The following is a 15663-nucleotide window of genomic DNA, read 5'->3' as shown; positions in this document are numbered from 1 at the left end:
TGAAGGTCTTTCACCGCCGGGTCCGCTGTGCTAGCGGAAGGCCATGACCGATACCCTCACGATCCGCTGCCCCGACGACTGGCATCTGCACCTGCGCGATGGCGCGATGTTGCAGGCCGTCCTGCCCGAAACCGCGCGTCATTTTGCCCGCGCAATCATCATGCCGAACCTTGTGCCGCCCGTCGTGCGCGGCGATCAGGCCGCCGCCTATCGCGACCGCATATTGGCCGCGCTGCCCGACGGTATGACGTTCGAGCCGTTGATGACCCTGTACCTGACCGAGGATACCGACCCCGATGATATGGCAGCAGCCCATGCCAGCGGTCTGGTCAAAGCGGTCAAATTGTACCCGGCGGGCGCGACGACCAACTCTGCCTCCGGCGTGCAGGACTTCGACAAAGTGCGTCCGGTGCTGGAAAAGATGGCCGAGATCGGACTGCCCATGTGTGTGCATGGTGAGGTGACCGACGCCGAGATCGACATCTTCGACCGCGAAGCTGTGTTCATCGACCGAGTTCTTGATCCGATCCGCAAGGCCACACCCGGCCTGCGCGTGGTTATGGAGCACATAACGACCGCGAACGGTGTCGACTATGTCAAATCCAATGACAAGGATCTGGGTGCAACGATCACGGCGCACCACCTGATCATCAACCGCAACCATATCCTCGTTGGTGGAATCAAGCCGCATTACTATTGCCTGCCTGTCGCCAAGCGCGAAGAACATCGACTGGCTCTGCTGGCGGCTGCGACCTCTGGCGATGCGCGGTATTTCCTGGGTACTGACAGCGCACCCCACACCGACGCCAACAAGGAAATGGCCTGCGGGTGTGCGGGATGTTTCACGGCGACCAACACAATGTCACTTGTGGCCGAGATGTTTGACCGCGAGGGCGCTTTGGACAAGCTGGAAGGCTTTGTGTCTCTGAACGGCCCGGCCTTCTATCGCCTGCCGGTGAATGAGGAAACCATCACCCTGACCAAAGGCGAACCGGTGGAATACCCGGACAAGATCGACTGCGACGAAGGTCCGGTCACAGTGTTTGAACCGGGTTTCCCGCTACACTGGCGCGTGACTTAACCCGCCAGCAAAGCAGACAAATCGCGGACGCGGCCTCCGGTGCGAAGCATCGACCAGATCGCGTCCGCGTCCTCTGTTCCGATCAGCTTGTTGGCTTTGCCTCGCACCCGGTCCTCACGGCCCGACAGCGTTATCGGGGCCAACAGGTCATGCGTGGCCTCGCGCCTTGCCCCATCACGGCGCAACAAGGTCAGGTGCGCCTGCGTTTCTGACAAACTGTCATCCGCTTCGACAGAGACTCGGTCCCGCAAGGATACTAGTCGCGGGTCGGCGCATATCTTGTCCGAATAGCTGCTCGGCAAGGCCGTATCATAGCCAAGTGCCTGCATCGCGATCACCGTCCGATATGAGAACTTGGCACCGAGGCCAGTTGCCGGGGAAGTCTGGTTGCAGACACTCATCCACCTTGGATGCGTCTTGATCTTGATCTCGGCGACTTCCGGTTCGGCGATATCCAGGTCGCGCGCGGCCTCAAGCGCGGCGTGCAATCCGTGGCAACAGGCATGAAACTTGTGACTGACGCTTTCAAAAAGCCATTCCGCACCCAGCCCATCCAATGAGGCTGCAATGTCAGACTGTCCTTTATGTGTCGCGCCGAATCCATAGGACCCTTCCAGCGCGTCTGAATTGGGTTCGAATCCCGATGCCACCAACAAAGCTGCCTCAACCCCGGCAGAGGCCGCAAGACCCGCGTTATAAGGTTTTCCCATCGTTCCGAATTGCGCCTTTAGACCGGCAGCCCTAGTCGCCGTCAGGCCCAGAACTTTGCGCATCTGTTCGACGTCGAACCCCAGTATGCGCCCTGCAGCGACAGCCGCACCAAACGCACCGGACGTTGCCGTTTGGTGAAAGCCCGCCTGATAGTGATCACGCCCCAGCCAGAGGCCGATCCGAATGGACGTCTCCATCCCAACCAGCGCGGCTTCAAGGAGATCGACCAGAATACGATCGTCCCATTCGCTTAGCGCCAGCGCCGCCGGAAGGACGGCAACCGATGGATGGCCGATATGGGCGAAATGCGTGTCGTCATAATCCAGGGCATGCGACACGGTTCCGTTTACCAATGCAGCACCGCGCAGGGGTGCCGCACCTCCACCAAAAAGGCGTGCTTGTTCCGCACCCCCTTCGCCAAGCACGAGGTCGCGCACTGTCCGGGAAACAGGCTCATCAACTCCGGCACGCCCGACAGCAATCCAGTCCATAACAGAAAGAGACGTAACGACCCGCGTCTGCAAAGTCGTCGTGATGGGCCCCGCCGCGAAGGCTGCCAGTGAAGTGGTAAAATCGGTCATGGACGCAGTCTAGCGACCGTCAACCCGGGGTAAAGACCTAGCTGTATAAGTCCTTTGCGCGGGTCTCAAAGGCCTGAACGATCCGATGCATGGCCTCGTTGAAGACCACACCGATGATCCCTTGCAGAATGGCGTTCTTGAATTCGAAATCCACGTGGAAAGTGATGTTGCATCCGCCATCATCGGCGTCAGCGAACTGCCAGTCGGATTTCATGTATTTGAATGGGCCGTCCAGATATTCAGTGTCGATTCTTTTCTGATCGGCAAACAATGTCACCCGGCTACCAAACCGTTCGCGGAACACTTTGAACGAGATCACCAGATCCGCTTCCATGACCTGCGCCTCGCCCGCCGCATAGGTCCGACGAATGCGGGCGGCCGCGCACCAAGGCAGAAACTCGGGATACTTTGCCACGTCCGCGACCAGCTCGTACATCTGCTGCGCAGTGTAAGGAAGGTGACGTGTTTCCGAATGAGTAGGCATGGCGTCCGGTTTTTCAGGTGACAATGGCGCGTCATGTCGTATGTTGCGCGCCAAAGATCAAGGGGGCAGCGATGAGCGACCGCGCATATGTGATAGATACGATGATCTCGGCCAAGGCGATTGCAGCCCGAATCGAGGAATTATGCCGCGAAATCACGGCAGAATTCGGAGATACCGACAAGCTGATCGTGGTCGGCCTGCTGCGCGGCAGTTTCGTCTTCATCGCGGATCTGGTGCGCGAGCTGGACCTGCCGATCGAAGTCGATTTCCTCGAAGTATCCTCGTATGGAGACGCGATGGAAAGCAGCCGGGAAGTACGCATTCTCAAAGACTTACGTGGCGCGATTGAAGGGCGCGATGTTTTGGCTGTTGAGGATATCGTCGACACCGGCCACACGCTGAACCACGTCACAAAACTGTTGCGCAGCCGCAAGCCAAGCCGACTTAAGTCCATTGCCTTGCTGGACAAACCCAGCCGGCGCGAGGTCGATTTCCGTTCCGATTGGATCGGCTTTGAAATTCCGGACGAATTTGTTGTGGGTTACGGGATCGACTACGCGCAGCGCAATCGCAACTTGCCGTTTATTGGTAAGGTTCGTTTTGTCGAAGACTGAGAAGGCTAAAAATAGACCCAGATTTCAATAATCAAAGTAGCTGCGTACCTTTGCATTCACTTAATTGAATACCATTGGACAACGCCCTCAACAACAGATTACCCTCCGATCATCTTGGGAGGATTCTGCTTATGAAAGTAATGTCTATTGGGCTTCTGGCGACTTGCGCAGTCGCCGCAACGGTTGGTCTTGCGGACGCAAAAGACAACAAAGGCAAAGGGAAAGGCCCAGACAAGTCGAAAATCGAAAAGTCGATAAAGACCAATAAAGGCGTTGGTGTACCGCCCGGACAGATCAAGCGTTATACGCGAGGCCAGAAACTCCCTAACGATCTGAATTTTGACTATCTTGATGACCTGGACGGCTGGAAGTTGAAGCCCCTACCCGCCGGTCAGCGATATATCCGCGTGGATGACGAAATCCTGTCGATATCGGATGACACTAAGACAGTCATTGATGCCGTTGGAATAGTGAGCGATCTCGTAAACTGAAGTTTCAGCCATTAAGTGATCGAATTGCGGCAACAAATACGTCTACTCCTACCGAGATAAGTGCGTCTGGGAAATCATAGTCAGGGTTATGCAATTGCGGATGATCCTGCCCCGACCCCAGCCAGAACATGGCCGTTTTCGCGCCTTTCCCAAATTGCCCGAAATCTTCTGAGAACTTTTGCGGCGTCTCTGTTGAATGGCACGGTACTCCACGCTCGGCACAGGCCGTCGCGATGATGCTCACCGCGTCGATGTGATTGACGCAGGCTTCGAAGACATCGTCATAGGTGATCTCAACACCCAGACTGTTGGCGGATGCGGTGCGGCGCGCCAGCGCTTCGGCCTCGGTCATCAGCGTTTGCATCCGGGTGTCTGAAACGGTGCGCAAGGTCACCCAGATCTCGGCCTTTCCCGGAGCGACGCCGAAAGTCGGCTCTCCCAAACGGGCATGCGTCACAGTTGTCAGCGCAAAATCGGCATCCAACGCGCCGCCCGCGCCAAAGCCTGCCAGTTGCAACATCAATTCAGACATTGCCCGAGCAGGTGAAACCCCATCCTGAGGCGCAGCCGCATGGGACGTCTTGCCGGTCAGGATGATTTTCATCCCGCGCGAGGCGCAATTGGCCGAACCCTGACACAACTCAACTGCACCAAGTTCCAACCCCGGCAGGTTGTGCAGAGAGAACACGTAGTCCGGCGCGATCTTCGCGAATTGAGGGTCCGCGCGAAAGGCGATGGCGCCCTGCCCGGTTTCTTCAGCCGGTTGAAAGATCAAAACTACCCGACCCTTTTGGGGTCGGCGACGCGCCAGGTCTTCGGCAACACCAAGCACCATCGCCATGTGCCCATCATGGCCACACAGATGTCCTTTGCCCGGAACCTTCGACACATAGGGGTGCGTGCCAAGCTCTTGAATCGGCAGCCCATCCAATTCGCACCGGATACCAACGGTTGGCCCAGCCTGCCCACTGTCAAAAACCGCGACAACGCCATGCCCTCCCAGTCCGGTAAGCACATGGTCCGCCCCGAAGCCCCTCAAAAGCTCTGTCATGCGAGCAGCGGTATCGCGCTCCTGCCCGGAAAGTTCGGGATATTGATGCAGGTCGTGGCGCAGGCGTGTCAGCCGCGCGTGCGCTTCGGGTGTCACCCCTGTTCCAGCTTTTTCTGGCGAGCCTCACGCAACCGGGCAAAGTCATCCCCCGCGTGATAGGACGACCGGGTCAGTGGTGTCGCGGACACCATCAGGAACCCTTTGCCATAAGCTGCCTTTTCATAGGATGCGAATTCTTCCGGCGTCACGAACCGATCCACACCATGGTGTTTGGGCGTGGGCTGCAGATACTGACCGATGGTTAGAAAGTCGATATCGGCCGCGCGCATGTCATCCATTACCTGCCGAACTTCTTGCTCATTTTCACCCAAGCCGACCATGATTCCCGATTTGGTGAAAATAGACGGGTCCAGTTCTTTGACGCGCTGCAACAGCCGCAGCGAGTGGAAATAGCGCGCACCGGGACGCACTTCGAGGTACAGACCGGGCACGGTTTCCAGATTGTGGTTGAACACGTCCGGCTTGGCCTCGACGACAGTCTCAAGAACGGAAGAGTCACATTTCAGGAAATCAGGTGTCAGGATTTCAATGGTCGTCTTCGGAGACCGGTGCCGCACCGCGCGTATCGTCTGCGCGAAATGATCGGCACCGCCGTCCTTCAGATCATCGCGGTCAACAGATGTGATCACGACGTGGTTCAAACCCAGCTTTTCAACCGCATGCGCCACGCGCCCTGGTTCAAACGCATCCAACGAGTCCGGACGTCCCGTTGCAATGTTACAGAAGGTACAGCCGCGCGTACAGATCTCGCCCATGATCATCATGGTGGCGTGGCCCTGGCTCCAGCATTCGCCAACATTTGGGCATCCGGCCTCTTCACAGACAGTGACCAGATTATTCTCGCGCATGATCTTGTGCGTCTCAGCATAGCCCTTACCGCCGGGTGCCTTGACGCGTATCCACTTGGGCTTTTTTGGCTGCGCATTGTCTGGACGATGCGCTTTTTCGGGATGACGTTGTTCTGGGATCTTCAGATCACGCACGGCTGGCTTTCCTGACTTTGGGTCAATTTGCTTTGCCCTAACATAATACGCCCGCGCAGACTATGCCACCCGGGCATACCCGCCATGCATAGCAGGTTTGTAACCGAAGAAGCCGCGCCGCGCTTCAAACATATTAGCAGGATTTATCTTATGTTTACTGTTACTTAAAGTTATATCGCAAATGCAGCATTTCTAGCGTTGAAGGCGGTTTAGAACTGTTTTAAGTCACCATTAATTCTAATGTGAATCACAGGAGCCCGTAGATGAAAACCGGCGCAAAACTGCCTTCCGTTACCTTCCATACCCGCGTCCGCGACGAGGCAATCGAAGGATCCAACCCGTTCCGTTGGGAAGACAAGACAACCGCGGATTACTTCGCAGGCAAGCGCGTCATCCTGTTTTCCCTGCCAGGTGCGTTTACGCCCACATGCTCGACCTACCAACTGCCCGGTTTCGAAAACGGGTATGCCGATTTCACTGCCAAGGGCATCGATGAAATCTACTGCATGTCCGTGAATGACAGCTTTGTCATGAACAAATGGGCACAGGATCAGGGCCTGAAAAACGTCAAAGTCATCCCTGACGGTTCGGGCGAATTTACCCGTAAAATGGGCATGCTGGTCGACAAGGAAAACCTGGGCTTTGGCATGCGTTCTTGGCGCTATGCTGCCATCGTAACCGATGGTGTAGTCGAAGCTTGGTTCGAAGAGCCCGGCCTGATGGACAACTGCCCCGAAGACCCCTATGGCGTTTCGTCCCCGGAAACCCTGATGAACCACCTGGAAGAAGCCAAAGAACCGGCACTGGCATAAGAATTGTCAGGCTGACGTATCAAAGGCTCGCCTCTGGCGGGCCTTTTTTTAGTGACGGGTCGCGGTTACGATATCTTCGCCAACACGCCGGATGACTTCCGCCAGACTGTCGAACCAGTCTTCATGTCCTGTCGAAAAGCGCCGGACCAACCCCACCGTCCGTGCAGGCTGCGGTGCCCCGAACCGCATGAGCTTGAGCCCCGGAACTGCTTCGGTTTCCGATCGCGCCGCGAGTTCAGGCATGAGTGTCAGACCAAACCCTTCGGCAACCAGTCGCGACAGTGTCGCCAGTGAGGATGCCCCCATATTGATCAAACCGCTGCTTCTGTCCTGACCACAGACCTCAAGCGCCTGATCCGTCAGGCAATGCCCGTCATCCAGCAACATCAGCTGCGCGGTCTGCAAATCCACCGGGCGCAAGGCATCCGGGTCCGAGTGTACTGTCCCAAGCCGCCCCGCGCTTCCGGCAAGCAGAAAACGATCCTCAAAAAGCGGCAATTCGAACAATTCGTTTCCGCCGGCCGGCAAGGCCATAACACCGGCATCGATTTCCCCGGCCCGCAGCATGGCCAGCAAGCGTTCGGTCCGAGCCTCGCGGATCTGCACCCGCAAGGAGACGTCGGCTGTGCGCAGTCCGGCTAAAACACCGGGCAAAAGATAAGGAGCAATCGTCGGGATGATTCCAATCGCCAAAGACCGATGCCCAACGGAATGATCCTTTGCGAACTGGTTCAGCCTGTCGGCAGCGCCCAGGACTTGACGGGCGTAGTCCAGCACGTCGCGCCCCAATGGCGTTAGCAGTATATCGCGGGCCTGACGTTCGAACAGCGGCCCGCCCAAGGTCTCTTCCAACGCTTTGATTTGAACCGACAGCGCGGGTTGTGAGACATGGCAGACCTGCGCCGCACGACCAAAATTGCGCTGATCTGCCACCGCATTGAAATACTGAAGCTGTCTGAGGGTAAAATTCATAGGCAATTTCTATCACTACCCCCTGAAACCTCAACTGTGAATTATGGAACTTCTACCCAATCAGGCGAGTTTTCTCTGCCTGATCTTCGTAATGGCGCTTGAGGCGTTGCAGGGCGATGCGCAACACGATCTTCCCGGAACGCGCCGACCAGCCCATGCGTTTTTCGGCCAATTCGAGCCCCTCAAGGTAACAGCAGCACCGCAGTACCACGTCGCTTAACCCCGGTCCCAGATCCGACAGGGCACGTTCAACCCGAGCGCGCGCGTCTGACGATCCCTGGCCTGCATACGTTCCATTTGCGAAACTTCCCCGCCCCCCGGCCGTTAGAAAGTGATCCCAGTTTTGGGCAACCTGCGGACCGATCTGCGACAGCTCAAAGTCTTCGCGCAGCCGTTCGCCAGCGCCGACCAGAGTTTCGTCGAGAAAGGGCTTTCCGTCCTTGTCCCGCCTGCGCGCCAACGCGATCAGCGGACTTTCGGCAGCACTGTACCGAATACGTCTGGCGCCGTGCGACGACCTGTCCTGTCTTTGTTCGCCATGCGCCTGAAACGGCGATTGCGCCTCGGCCATGCCGAACTCGTTTCTGGCGCGCGCTTTGTTCTCGGCCTCGGCGATCAGTTGGCTTAAGGCCGACCGCCCAGAGGAAGAGATGCGATACCGGGAAATACGTCCGGGATTATCGCAGGATATCCAATCATTCAGAGCCAGCGCTTGCGCAATCGTGCAATCGACGACCGCAGTTCTTGCGGTCCCGCTGTCGCCGGTGTCCCGAACGACCACAGCCTTGTCCATCTCTTCCGCCACAGCCAGAACCGCGCCGGTTTCGCAAAGGCGGCGCAGTATTCGAAGAGCTTCGCGGTTAAACTCATCGTCCTTGCTTGTTGCATCGTTGGCCTGAACGCCCAAAGGCTCGTTCAGGGATCCTGCACGCCCCTGTTGATCCGTGAAATGGACCTCTGCCAGCGCCTGCAGCGCAGCATCCACCAATGGATCGTCCCGGCGCATTTCAATACGTCGGATCTGTCTGAGTATGGTTGACGCATGGCACCCCACGGATCGCGCGATGTCGCGGATCGATTGACCGGTTTCGGTATGCGCCAGGTATCTCTGCGCCCCTTCAGGCACCCACGCCGGAATGGTGAAAGCCATGTTTTCTTGCATAGTTACTTGCCCTCGTCGACAAAACAATCGGTTCTCAATCGCCCCCGGTGAATGTGTTAACCAATCCTAACTAGAGCCGCTTTCGTTACTCGTTCGTTAACCGGGAGAGACAACAACCAGATTTGATTCAAAATCATAAACACTCATGAAGTCAGAGTTCGGAGGGAACCCACACAAGGCAACACTCGCTTAGGTTGTGTGACAAATGGCTATCTTCTGTTCAACCAAGGGATCACCGAAATGCAGGACCTGATGACCATGATTACAACGCTCCGCCGCCCACGCCTGTTGGCACGGGCTGCAAAAATTGGAGCGCAGGAATATGATCGGGATCGGCATCTTCAGCGTGTTCTGGGATACGGGTCGCTTCCCGGCACAGGGTCTGCGCTGGTTCGTCTATTGGAATTGGAACGAGAGGTTAACACCCAAAGGCTGGCCGAAGACGCCGCCTATTCGCTGGTCCGCCATCTGGACCTGCTGATCGCGCTTTTGGGCGAGGCGCAACTGTTCAAAGCCAGTCGCGCCGCGCAATATCAATGATCAGGTGAAGGCATCCGGCATGGATGCTTTCTTTTCCGCCACGTATGCGTTCAATGCTTCGTTGACGGCGGGGTCGAGTTGCGGTTGCTGGTAATTGGCCAGCAGATGCTCGACCCGCGACGTGGCCAATTGGCGTGTGTCGCGCCCGCCTTCGTCTTCCCAGGTCTCAAAGGGTTTGTAATCCAGAACATCGGACTTCCAGAACGCTTCTTTGAAATTCTCCTGCGTATGGGCGCAGCCCAGGTAGTGACCGCCGGGGCCAACCTCGCGGATCGCATCCATCGCCTGCGCATTCTCATCATAGGCCACGCCTTTGGCCAGGCCGTGAAGAACACCCAACTGGTCGGCATCCATGACAAATTTTTCGAAATCCGCCACCAGACCGCCTTCAAGCCAGCCGCAGGAATGCAGCATGAAGTTCACGCCAGCCATCAGCCCCATGTTCAGCGAGTTTGCGGTCTCATAGGCTGCCTGTGCATCAGGCAGTTTCGAGCCGCAGAACGACCCGGCCGAGCGGAACGGCAGGTTCAGACGTCGCGCCAGCTGGCCCGCACCGTAGGTAACCATCGATGCCTCGGGCGTACCAAATGTCGGCGCGCCAGAGTTCATATCGATCGATGACACAAAGGCACCAAAAATCGCAGGTGCGCCCGGGCGGATGATCTGACTGTACGCGACGCCAGCCAGAACTTCGGCCAGAACCTGCGTCAGTGTCCCCGCAATCGAAACCGGCGCCATCGCACCACCCACGATAAAGGGCGAGATGATGCAGGCCTGATTGTTCTTCGCATAAACTTCCAGCGCGCCCATCATCACGTCGTCGAAGGTCATCGGCGAGTTGATGTTGGTCAGCGAGGTCATCACCGTGTTTTCCTGAACGAACTCTTTCCCAAACAGAATCTCGCACATTTCAACCGAATCCTGCGCGCGGCTTGGATCGGTGACCGAGCCCATGAACGGCTTGTCCGACAAGGTCATGTGCGCCATCAGCATGTCCAGGTGACGCTTGTTCACCGGAATATCTGTCGGCTCACACACGGTCCCGCCCGAATGGTGCAGCCACTTGGACATATAGGCCAGTTTCACGAACTTGTTGAAATCTTCCATGTTCGCATAGCGACGACCACCTTGCGCGTCCCGCACAAAGGGCGGGCCGTACACCGGGGCCAGAACCAGATTGCGGCCACCGATGACAACCGATTTCTCGGGGTTACGGGCATGCTGCGTGAATTCGCTGGGCGCGGTTTTGATCAGCTGACGTGCCAAACCACGCGGAATGCGGACGCGTTCACCATCGACATCGGCGCCAACATCTTTCCAGCGCTGCAACGCGGCTGGGTTGTCGACAAAGTTCACGCCGACTTCGGCCAGAATGGTTTCCGCATTGGTTTCGATGATTTCTAACGCTTCTTCGTTGAGAACCTCGAAGTTCGGAATATTCCGTTCGATGTATTTCGCCGTTTCGATGCGAACCGCGGTACGTTCGGCCCGGCGGGCGGCGCCACCGCCACCTCTTGCCCGACGCCGGGTGTTTGCCTCTGCCATGAGAAGATCCCGTCTATTGATTGATTTGATCAGTTTGTTACAGCAAGCATTTGGGGCAAAGCATCTAATTTACGGCGCTATAGGGGGAAAAGCGACATCCGCAGGAACCAAAACCGTCAGGCACTTGCTCTGATCAGGAAAGTTCCTTCTCCATCAGGATAGTCATGCCGCTCACCTCTTTCTCGTGCCACCCCATGTATAGGTACATGGAGACTGTCGCTTGCATTAATTTATGCGTTCGCAACCTGAGCTTAGCGGTGGCCGTTCCCTTGGCTTCTTGTTCCGCTATTTTGATCAACCGCCTCGCCAACCCTGCCCCTTGTGCCTTTGGCGATACGGCGAGGTTAAAGATCATCATCGCAGAATCGACCCTGTCAAAAACAATAAACCCGACGATGTCTTCATCCTTCGTGGCAACCCAGGCCTGATGCGCGGCGATATCGTCGCCAACGCCGTCCGTGACATCGGGCAGATCCGGAATATCGCGCAATGCATCCGAATAGGCCGCCGCAATGCACGTTGTAACGGCTTCGGTATCAGCAGCACTTGCGCGGCGTAGTATGATCTCGGGCATCTCGCGCTCTTTCTGTATTATCCTGAGGCACAATTGCACAAATGACGTCATAGCGCTTGCACATGCAAGGCTTGCGACCTAATAGCCAACCATGACCCAAGACACCCATGACCGCCTTCTGATCATCGACTTCGGCAGCCAGGTTACGCAGCTCATTGCGCGCCGCCTGCGCGAGCTGAATGTCTATTGCGAAATCCACCCTTATCAAAAGGTCACAATGGACTTTGTGCGGGAAATGGCCCCTAAGGCCGTGATATTCTCGGGCGGTCCTGACAGTGTGACACGTGAGGGTTCGCCCCGTGTACCGCAAGAGATCTTTGATTACGGCGTTCCAATCCTTGGCATCTGCTACGGCCAGCAGGTGATGATGCACCAGCTGGGCGGTAAGGTTGAAAGCGGACACGGCACGGCCGAGTTTGGGCGTGCGTTTGTGACCCCCAACCAAAAGCTGGATATTCTGGACGGCTGGTTCACCGATGGCGATGAACAAGTCTGGATGAGCCACGGCGACCATGTCAGCGAAATCGCGCCCGGTTTCACCGTTTACGGCACCTCCCCCAACGCACCTTTCGCGATTACAGCGGACAGCAACCGTCACTTCTATGCGGTTCAGTTCCACCCCGAAGTGCACCACACACCCAAGGGTGCAAAACTGTATGAGAATTTCGTCAAACTTGCCGGGTTCAAGGGCGATTGGACCATGGGTGCCTATCGCGAACAAATGATCGAAAAGATCCGCGAGCAGGTCGGCGACAAAAAGGTCATTTGCGGTCTGTCCGGTGGTGTCGACAGCTCGGTCGCGGCGATCCTGATCCACGAGGCAATCGGCGATCAGCTGACCTGTGTATTCGTGGACCATGGCTTGCTTCGCAAGAACGAGGCCGAAGAAGTCGTCGGCATGTTCCGCGATAATTACAACATCCAGCTGATCCACGCGAACGAAAGCGATCTGTTCCTTGGTGAACTCGAAGGTCAAAGCGACCCCGAGACCAAGCGCAAGATCATAGGCAAGCTGTTCATCGACGTGTTCCAGAAACACGCTGACACCATCGATGGTGCAGAGTTTCTGGCGCAAGGCACGCTGTATCCGGACGTCATTGAATCGGTGTCCTTCTCGGGCGGCCCCTCGGTCACGATCAAATCGCACCACAACGTTGGCGGACTGCCAGAGAAAATGGGCCTGAAACTGGTCGAACCATTGCGCGAGCTGTTCAAGGACGAGGTTCGCGCCCTAGGCCGCGAACTGGGCCTGCCGCAGAGCTTTATTGGTCGTCACCCTTTCCCCGGTCCCGGTCTGGCGATTCGCTGCCCCGGTGAGATCACCCGCGAAAAGCTGGATATCCTGCGCGAAGCGGATGCGGTCTATATCGACCAGATTCGCAAGCACGGTTTGTACGATGACATCTGGCAAGCCTTTGTTGCCATCCTGCCCGTGCGTACTGTTGGCGTTATGGGCGACGGACGCACCTACGACTACGCTTGTGCCCTGCGCGCGGTGACATCGGTGGATGGCATGACCGCAGACTATTACCCTTTCAGCCATGAGTTTTTGGGCGAAACGGCCACACGGATCATCAACGAGGTCAAGGGCATCAACAGATGCACCTATGACATCACATCAAAACCACCCGGAACCATCGAGTGGGAATAATGCGAAAGCCGGGCTCTGTCCCGGCTTTTTTGTTTTTCACGCCGTGAAAAAATCGATAGCAATCAATTTGGTATAACCAAAATCTACAGGCTCCCGGATGGAAACGGCCAGACCACAGATCGGCAAGGCAGCGCTCTGGATGACCGGGGCGATTGCCTCTTTCTCGTCCATGGCAATCGCTGGCCGTGAACTGAGCGTGACCCATGACACGTTCGAGATCATGTTCTACCGCAGCCTCGTGGGCATCTGCGTGGTCGCCCTGATTCTGACCCTGACACGCAAATGGCATCAAGTCTCGACCGAACGGATCGGATTGCATGGGGTTCGCAACGTGCTGCATTTCACCGGGCAGAACCTGTGGTTCTACGCAGTCGGTGTCATTCCTCTGGCACAGGTTTTTGCGCTGGAATTCACGCAACCCATTTGGGTCATCCTGCTGTCTCCGCTTTTGTTGAAAGAACGTCTGACGGCGGTGCGCATGATGTCGGCGTTGATCGGATTTGCGGGAATTCTTCTGGTCGCCCGGCCGGGCTCCGTGCCTCTCAGTGCAGGTGTGATGACCGCTGCTATGTCCGCTATTTTCTTTGCCTTAACAACGATATCAACAAAGTCCCTCACTCGTTTTGCCAGCATCGGATGCATCATGTTCTGGCTGACAGTAATGCAAGCCGTGCTGGGGCTGATCGCATCGGGTATCGACGGACAAATCACCCTGCCCTCGGCAAGCACAGCTCCGTTTTTGTTGCTGGTGGGACTGGCCGGGCTGCTGGCGCATTACTGCATCACAAATGCGCTGGCGATTGCCCCGGCAACCGTTGTGGTGCCGTTTGACTTTGCACGCCTGCCCACAATCGCGGTCATAGGTATGGTTCTGTATCACGAACCGCTGGATCACTGGACCCTATTAGGCGCTGCGGTAATTTTCGTAGGTATTTTCCTGAACGTTCACGCCGAGAATCGTAACAGTTTGGCAACACCTCTACGCGACACTCAACACAAGTAACGCACGGTCACCAGTTGACGATAAGGTAAAGCTCAAGAAAATAACGAGCACCACAATGCAGGTCAGTCCGCACCACATATCAACAGGCGCTGACCTCCAGGAGACCTAGAGGGAGGAACTAATGAAAAAAGCGCTTCTACAGGCGTGTGCGGTATGCGTTGGCGCAACCGGTGCTTACGCAGGCGGTCTTGATCGCAGCGGCCAGGGCGTCAACATTCTGTTTGAGGAAGGTTCTGTTGTTCAGTTCCGTTTGGGTTATGCAAACCCCGACGTGAGCGGTGAGCAGAACGGTGTTGATTCCGGAAACATCGCCAAAAGCTTCTGGACACCACACCTGGCATACAAGCATTCGTTTACCGATCAGTTGGACTTTGCTCTCATCTATGATGAACCGTACGGTGCCGATGTCGAATACCCGTCGAACTATCCTTTGTCGCAGAACCCCTTGGCCGCTTTTGGTGGTCGCACCGACGTTTTGCGCGCTAAAGCGGATGTTGATGCGATTACTGCCCTGGTGCGTTACAAGTTCGATGGCGGCTTCAGCGCAATCGGCGGTATTCGCGCACAGCGAGCCAAGGCAACGGTTGCTGTCCCGGTTGTTGCCGGTTACGAATTTGAATCCGGCTCTGAGGTTGACTTCGGTTACGTCGTTGGCGTCGCATGGGAACGTCCCGAAATCGCGGCACGTGTCGCACTGACCTACAACTCTAAAATCACGCACGATTTCGACTCGACAGAGTCCATCAACCGGAGACCACCGCCCGTCCCCGCACCGCTTGTGACCGCACAGACCGAAACCGAAGTTGTGACGCCTCAGTCAGTGAATCTGGACTTCCAGACCGGTGTAGCACCAAAAACGCTGCTGTTCGGCTCGATCCGCTGGGTTGACTGGCCACAGACAGTTCTGGCACCGCCGGTTTATACTGCCGCTGCACAACAGAACCTGGTTGACTACGCGGACGACACCTTCACCTACACACTGGGTCTTGGCTACAAGTTCACCGAAGAGTTTTCTGGCGCGATCTCTGCGGGCTATGAAACGTCCTCAGGTTCTGCTGTTTCGAACCTCGGCCCCACCGACGGTTTCTGGAGCCTTGGCGTAGGTGGTACATACTCCTTCGAGCAGGCGCAGATCTCTGGCGGCATCCGCTATACCGACATCGGAGACGCGACCACCACTACAGGTGGCGAGTTCTCGGGCAACTCGGCATGGAGCGTCGGTCTGCAGCTCACATACACGCTGAACTGATCCCGCCTACCGAACCAACTACAAAAACCCCGCCACTTTCGGCGGGGTTTTTCTTTGCGCAAGTTTCGGGTCGAACATCGCCTTGGGGAATGCAAGAAC

At 56.7% G+C, this 15663-nt stretch carries 17 protein-coding genes; 8 read left to right on the top strand and 9 right to left on the bottom strand.

Annotation, left to right across the window (positions count from 1 at the left end):
• Nucleotides 1-43: 43 nt before the first annotated feature.
• Entirely contained in the window at nucleotides 44-1081 is a 1038-nt protein-coding gene (gene pyrC / locus AC2FLA_RS02445; RefSeq protein WP_496720216.1) for a dihydroorotase, read from the top strand.
• Here pyrC and AC2FLA_RS02440 read toward each other — a convergent pair.
• Nucleotides 1078-2373 (bottom strand): MmgE/PrpD family protein, encoded by a 1296-nt coding sequence (locus tag AC2FLA_RS02440; RefSeq protein ID WP_496720214.1) that lies wholly within the window; start codon nucleotides 2371-2373, stop codon nucleotides 1078-1080. The genes pyrC and AC2FLA_RS02440 overlap by 4 nt on opposite strands.
• 37 nt (nucleotides 2374-2410) lie before the next feature.
• Nucleotides 2411-2857, bottom strand: coding sequence for a type II toxin-antitoxin system RatA family toxin (locus AC2FLA_RS02435; protein ID WP_058271887.1), 447 nt, complete (start codon nucleotides 2855-2857; stop codon nucleotides 2411-2413).
• A 71-nt stretch (nucleotides 2858-2928) separates the two neighbouring features.
• Here AC2FLA_RS02435 and hpt point away from each other — a divergent pair, with 71 nt between their 5' ends.
• Together hpt and AC2FLA_RS02425 are read left to right on the top strand one after the other, a co-directional pair.
• Nucleotides 2929-3471 (top strand): hypoxanthine phosphoribosyltransferase, encoded by a 543-nt coding sequence (hpt, locus tag AC2FLA_RS02430; RefSeq protein ID WP_058271886.1) that lies wholly within the window; start codon nucleotides 2929-2931, stop codon nucleotides 3469-3471.
• A gap of 131 nt (nucleotides 3472-3602) precedes the next feature.
• Nucleotides 3603-3962 (top strand): hypothetical protein, encoded by a 360-nt coding sequence (locus AC2FLA_RS02425; protein ID WP_496720212.1) that lies wholly within the window; start codon nucleotides 3603-3605, stop codon nucleotides 3960-3962.
• Between the two features lie 4 nt (nucleotides 3963-3966).
• On the opposite strand, the gene AC2FLA_RS02420 is transcribed toward AC2FLA_RS02425, so the two are convergent.
• Both AC2FLA_RS02420 and lipA read right to left on the bottom strand, forming a co-directional pair.
• Entirely contained in the window at nucleotides 3967-5109 is a 1143-nt protein-coding gene (locus AC2FLA_RS02420) for an amidohydrolase (protein WP_496720210.1), read from the bottom strand.
• Nucleotides 5106-6056 (bottom strand): lipoyl synthase, encoded by a 951-nt coding sequence (lipA, locus tag AC2FLA_RS02415; protein ID WP_058277796.1) that lies wholly within the window; start codon nucleotides 6054-6056, stop codon nucleotides 5106-5108. Before lipA ends, AC2FLA_RS02420 begins: the two co-directional genes overlap by 4 nt.
• 263 nt (nucleotides 6057-6319) lie before the next feature.
• Here lipA and AC2FLA_RS02410 point away from each other — a divergent pair, with 263 nt between their 5' ends.
• Nucleotides 6320-6868: a peroxiredoxin gene (locus AC2FLA_RS02410; protein WP_496720208.1), complete on the top strand. Its 549-nt coding sequence runs from the start codon at nucleotides 6320-6322 to the stop codon at nucleotides 6866-6868.
• A gap of 48 nt (nucleotides 6869-6916) precedes the next feature.
• Here the strand turns inward: AC2FLA_RS02410 and AC2FLA_RS02405 are convergent, their stop codons facing one another.
• Both AC2FLA_RS02405 and AC2FLA_RS02400 read right to left on the bottom strand, forming a co-directional pair.
• Nucleotides 6917-7840 carry a hydrogen peroxide-inducible genes activator gene (locus AC2FLA_RS02405; protein WP_496720207.1) on the bottom strand — a complete coding sequence of 308 codons (924 nt, stop codon included), beginning with the start codon at nucleotides 7838-7840 and terminating at the stop codon, nucleotides 6917-6919.
• Between the two features lie 52 nt (nucleotides 7841-7892).
• A complete protein-coding gene (locus AC2FLA_RS02400) occupies nucleotides 7893-9002 on the bottom strand; it encodes a DUF6456 domain-containing protein (protein ID WP_496720205.1) in 1110 nt (369 codons plus the stop codon).
• A gap of 252 nt (nucleotides 9003-9254) precedes the next feature.
• Here AC2FLA_RS02400 and AC2FLA_RS02395 point away from each other — a divergent pair, with 252 nt between their 5' ends.
• The gene (locus AC2FLA_RS02395; RefSeq protein WP_496720204.1) at nucleotides 9255-9542 is read left to right on the top strand and encodes a DUF6477 family protein; all 288 of its coding nucleotides are present in this window, start codon (nucleotides 9255-9257) and stop codon (nucleotides 9540-9542) included.
• Here AC2FLA_RS02395 and AC2FLA_RS02390 read toward each other — a convergent pair whose 3' ends face one another.
• Nucleotides 9543-11087 (bottom strand): trimethylamine methyltransferase family protein, encoded by a 1545-nt coding sequence (locus AC2FLA_RS02390; protein WP_496720202.1) that lies wholly within the window; start codon nucleotides 11085-11087, stop codon nucleotides 9543-9545.
• Nucleotides 11088-11220: 133 nt separating this feature from the next.
• Nucleotides 11221-11661: a GNAT family N-acetyltransferase gene (locus AC2FLA_RS02385; RefSeq protein WP_496720201.1), complete on the bottom strand. Its 441-nt coding sequence runs from the start codon at nucleotides 11659-11661 to the stop codon at nucleotides 11221-11223.
• 91 nt (nucleotides 11662-11752) lie between these two features.
• On the opposite strand from AC2FLA_RS02385, the gene guaA reads away from it, so the two are divergent.
• Nucleotides 11753-13312, top strand: coding sequence for a glutamine-hydrolyzing GMP synthase (gene guaA / locus AC2FLA_RS02380; RefSeq protein ID WP_058271462.1), 1560 nt, complete (start codon nucleotides 11753-11755; stop codon nucleotides 13310-13312).
• A gap of 36 nt (nucleotides 13313-13348) precedes the next feature.
• Here the strand turns inward: guaA and AC2FLA_RS02375 are convergent, their stop codons facing one another.
• Nucleotides 13349-13483: a hypothetical protein gene (locus AC2FLA_RS02375; RefSeq protein WP_496720199.1), complete on the bottom strand. Its 135-nt coding sequence runs from the start codon at nucleotides 13481-13483 to the stop codon at nucleotides 13349-13351.
• Here AC2FLA_RS02375 and AC2FLA_RS02370 point away from each other — a divergent pair.
• Both AC2FLA_RS02370 and AC2FLA_RS02365 read left to right on the top strand, forming a co-directional pair.
• Nucleotides 13482-14315: a DMT family transporter gene (locus tag AC2FLA_RS02370; RefSeq protein ID WP_496720197.1), complete on the top strand. Its 834-nt coding sequence runs from the start codon at nucleotides 13482-13484 to the stop codon at nucleotides 14313-14315. The genes AC2FLA_RS02375 and AC2FLA_RS02370 overlap by 2 nt on opposite strands.
• 121 nt (nucleotides 14316-14436) lie before the next feature.
• The gene (locus AC2FLA_RS02365; RefSeq protein ID WP_058277787.1) at nucleotides 14437-15564 is read left to right on the top strand and encodes an OmpP1/FadL family transporter; all 1128 of its coding nucleotides are present in this window, start codon (nucleotides 14437-14439) and stop codon (nucleotides 15562-15564) included.
• Nucleotides 15565-15663 lie beyond the last annotated feature (99 nt).

The organism is Ruegeria sp. CDSA033 (genome assembly GCF_059612305.1).
This window is presented reverse-complemented; position numbering and strand designations above follow the sequence as displayed.

Bases quoted from the DNA above. Each gene is read 5' to 3' on its own strand.
- hpt (WP_058271886.1), top strand. From the start codon at position 2,929: ATGAGCGACCGCGCATATGTGATAGATACGATGATCTCGGCCAAGGCG.
- AC2FLA_RS02425 (WP_496720212.1), top strand. From the start codon at position 3,603: ATGAAAGTAATGTCTATTGGGCTTCTGGCGACTTGCGCAGTCGCCGCA.
- AC2FLA_RS02370 (WP_496720197.1), top strand. From the start codon at position 13,482: ATGGCAATCGCTGGCCGTGAACTGAGCGTGACCCATGACACGTTCGAG.
- AC2FLA_RS02365 (WP_058277787.1), top strand. From the start codon at position 14,437: ATGAAAAAAGCGCTTCTACAGGCGTGTGCGGTATGCGTTGGCGCAACC.
- AC2FLA_RS02395 (WP_496720204.1), top strand. From the start codon at position 9,255: ATGACCATGATTACAACGCTCCGCCGCCCACGCCTGTTGGCACGGGCT.
- AC2FLA_RS02410 (WP_496720208.1), top strand. From the start codon at position 6,320: ATGAAAACCGGCGCAAAACTGCCTTCCGTTACCTTCCATACCCGCGTC.
- AC2FLA_RS02375 (WP_496720199.1), bottom strand. From the start codon at position 13,483: ATGGACGAGAAAGAGGCAATCGCCCCGGTCATCCAGAGCGCTGCCTTG.
- AC2FLA_RS02390 (WP_496720202.1), bottom strand. From the start codon at position 11,087: ATGGCAGAGGCAAACACCCGGCGTCGGGCAAGAGGTGGCGGTGGCGCC.
- AC2FLA_RS02435 (WP_058271887.1), bottom strand. From the start codon at position 2,857: ATGCCTACTCATTCGGAAACACGTCACCTTCCTTACACTGCGCAGCAG.
- guaA (WP_058271462.1), top strand. From the start codon at position 11,753: ATGACCCAAGACACCCATGACCGCCTTCTGATCATCGACTTCGGCAGC.
- AC2FLA_RS02440 (WP_496720214.1), bottom strand. From the start codon at position 2,373: ATGACCGATTTTACCACTTCACTGGCAGCCTTCGCGGCGGGGCCCATC.
- AC2FLA_RS02385 (WP_496720201.1), bottom strand. From the start codon at position 11,661: ATGCCCGAGATCATACTACGCCGCGCAAGTGCTGCTGATACCGAAGCC.
- pyrC (WP_496720216.1), top strand. From the start codon at position 44: ATGACCGATACCCTCACGATCCGCTGCCCCGACGACTGGCATCTGCAC.
- AC2FLA_RS02400 (WP_496720205.1), bottom strand. From the start codon at position 9,002: ATGCAAGAAAACATGGCTTTCACCATTCCGGCGTGGGTGCCTGAAGGG.
- AC2FLA_RS02405 (WP_496720207.1), bottom strand. From the start codon at position 7,840: ATGAATTTTACCCTCAGACAGCTTCAGTATTTCAATGCGGTGGCAGAT.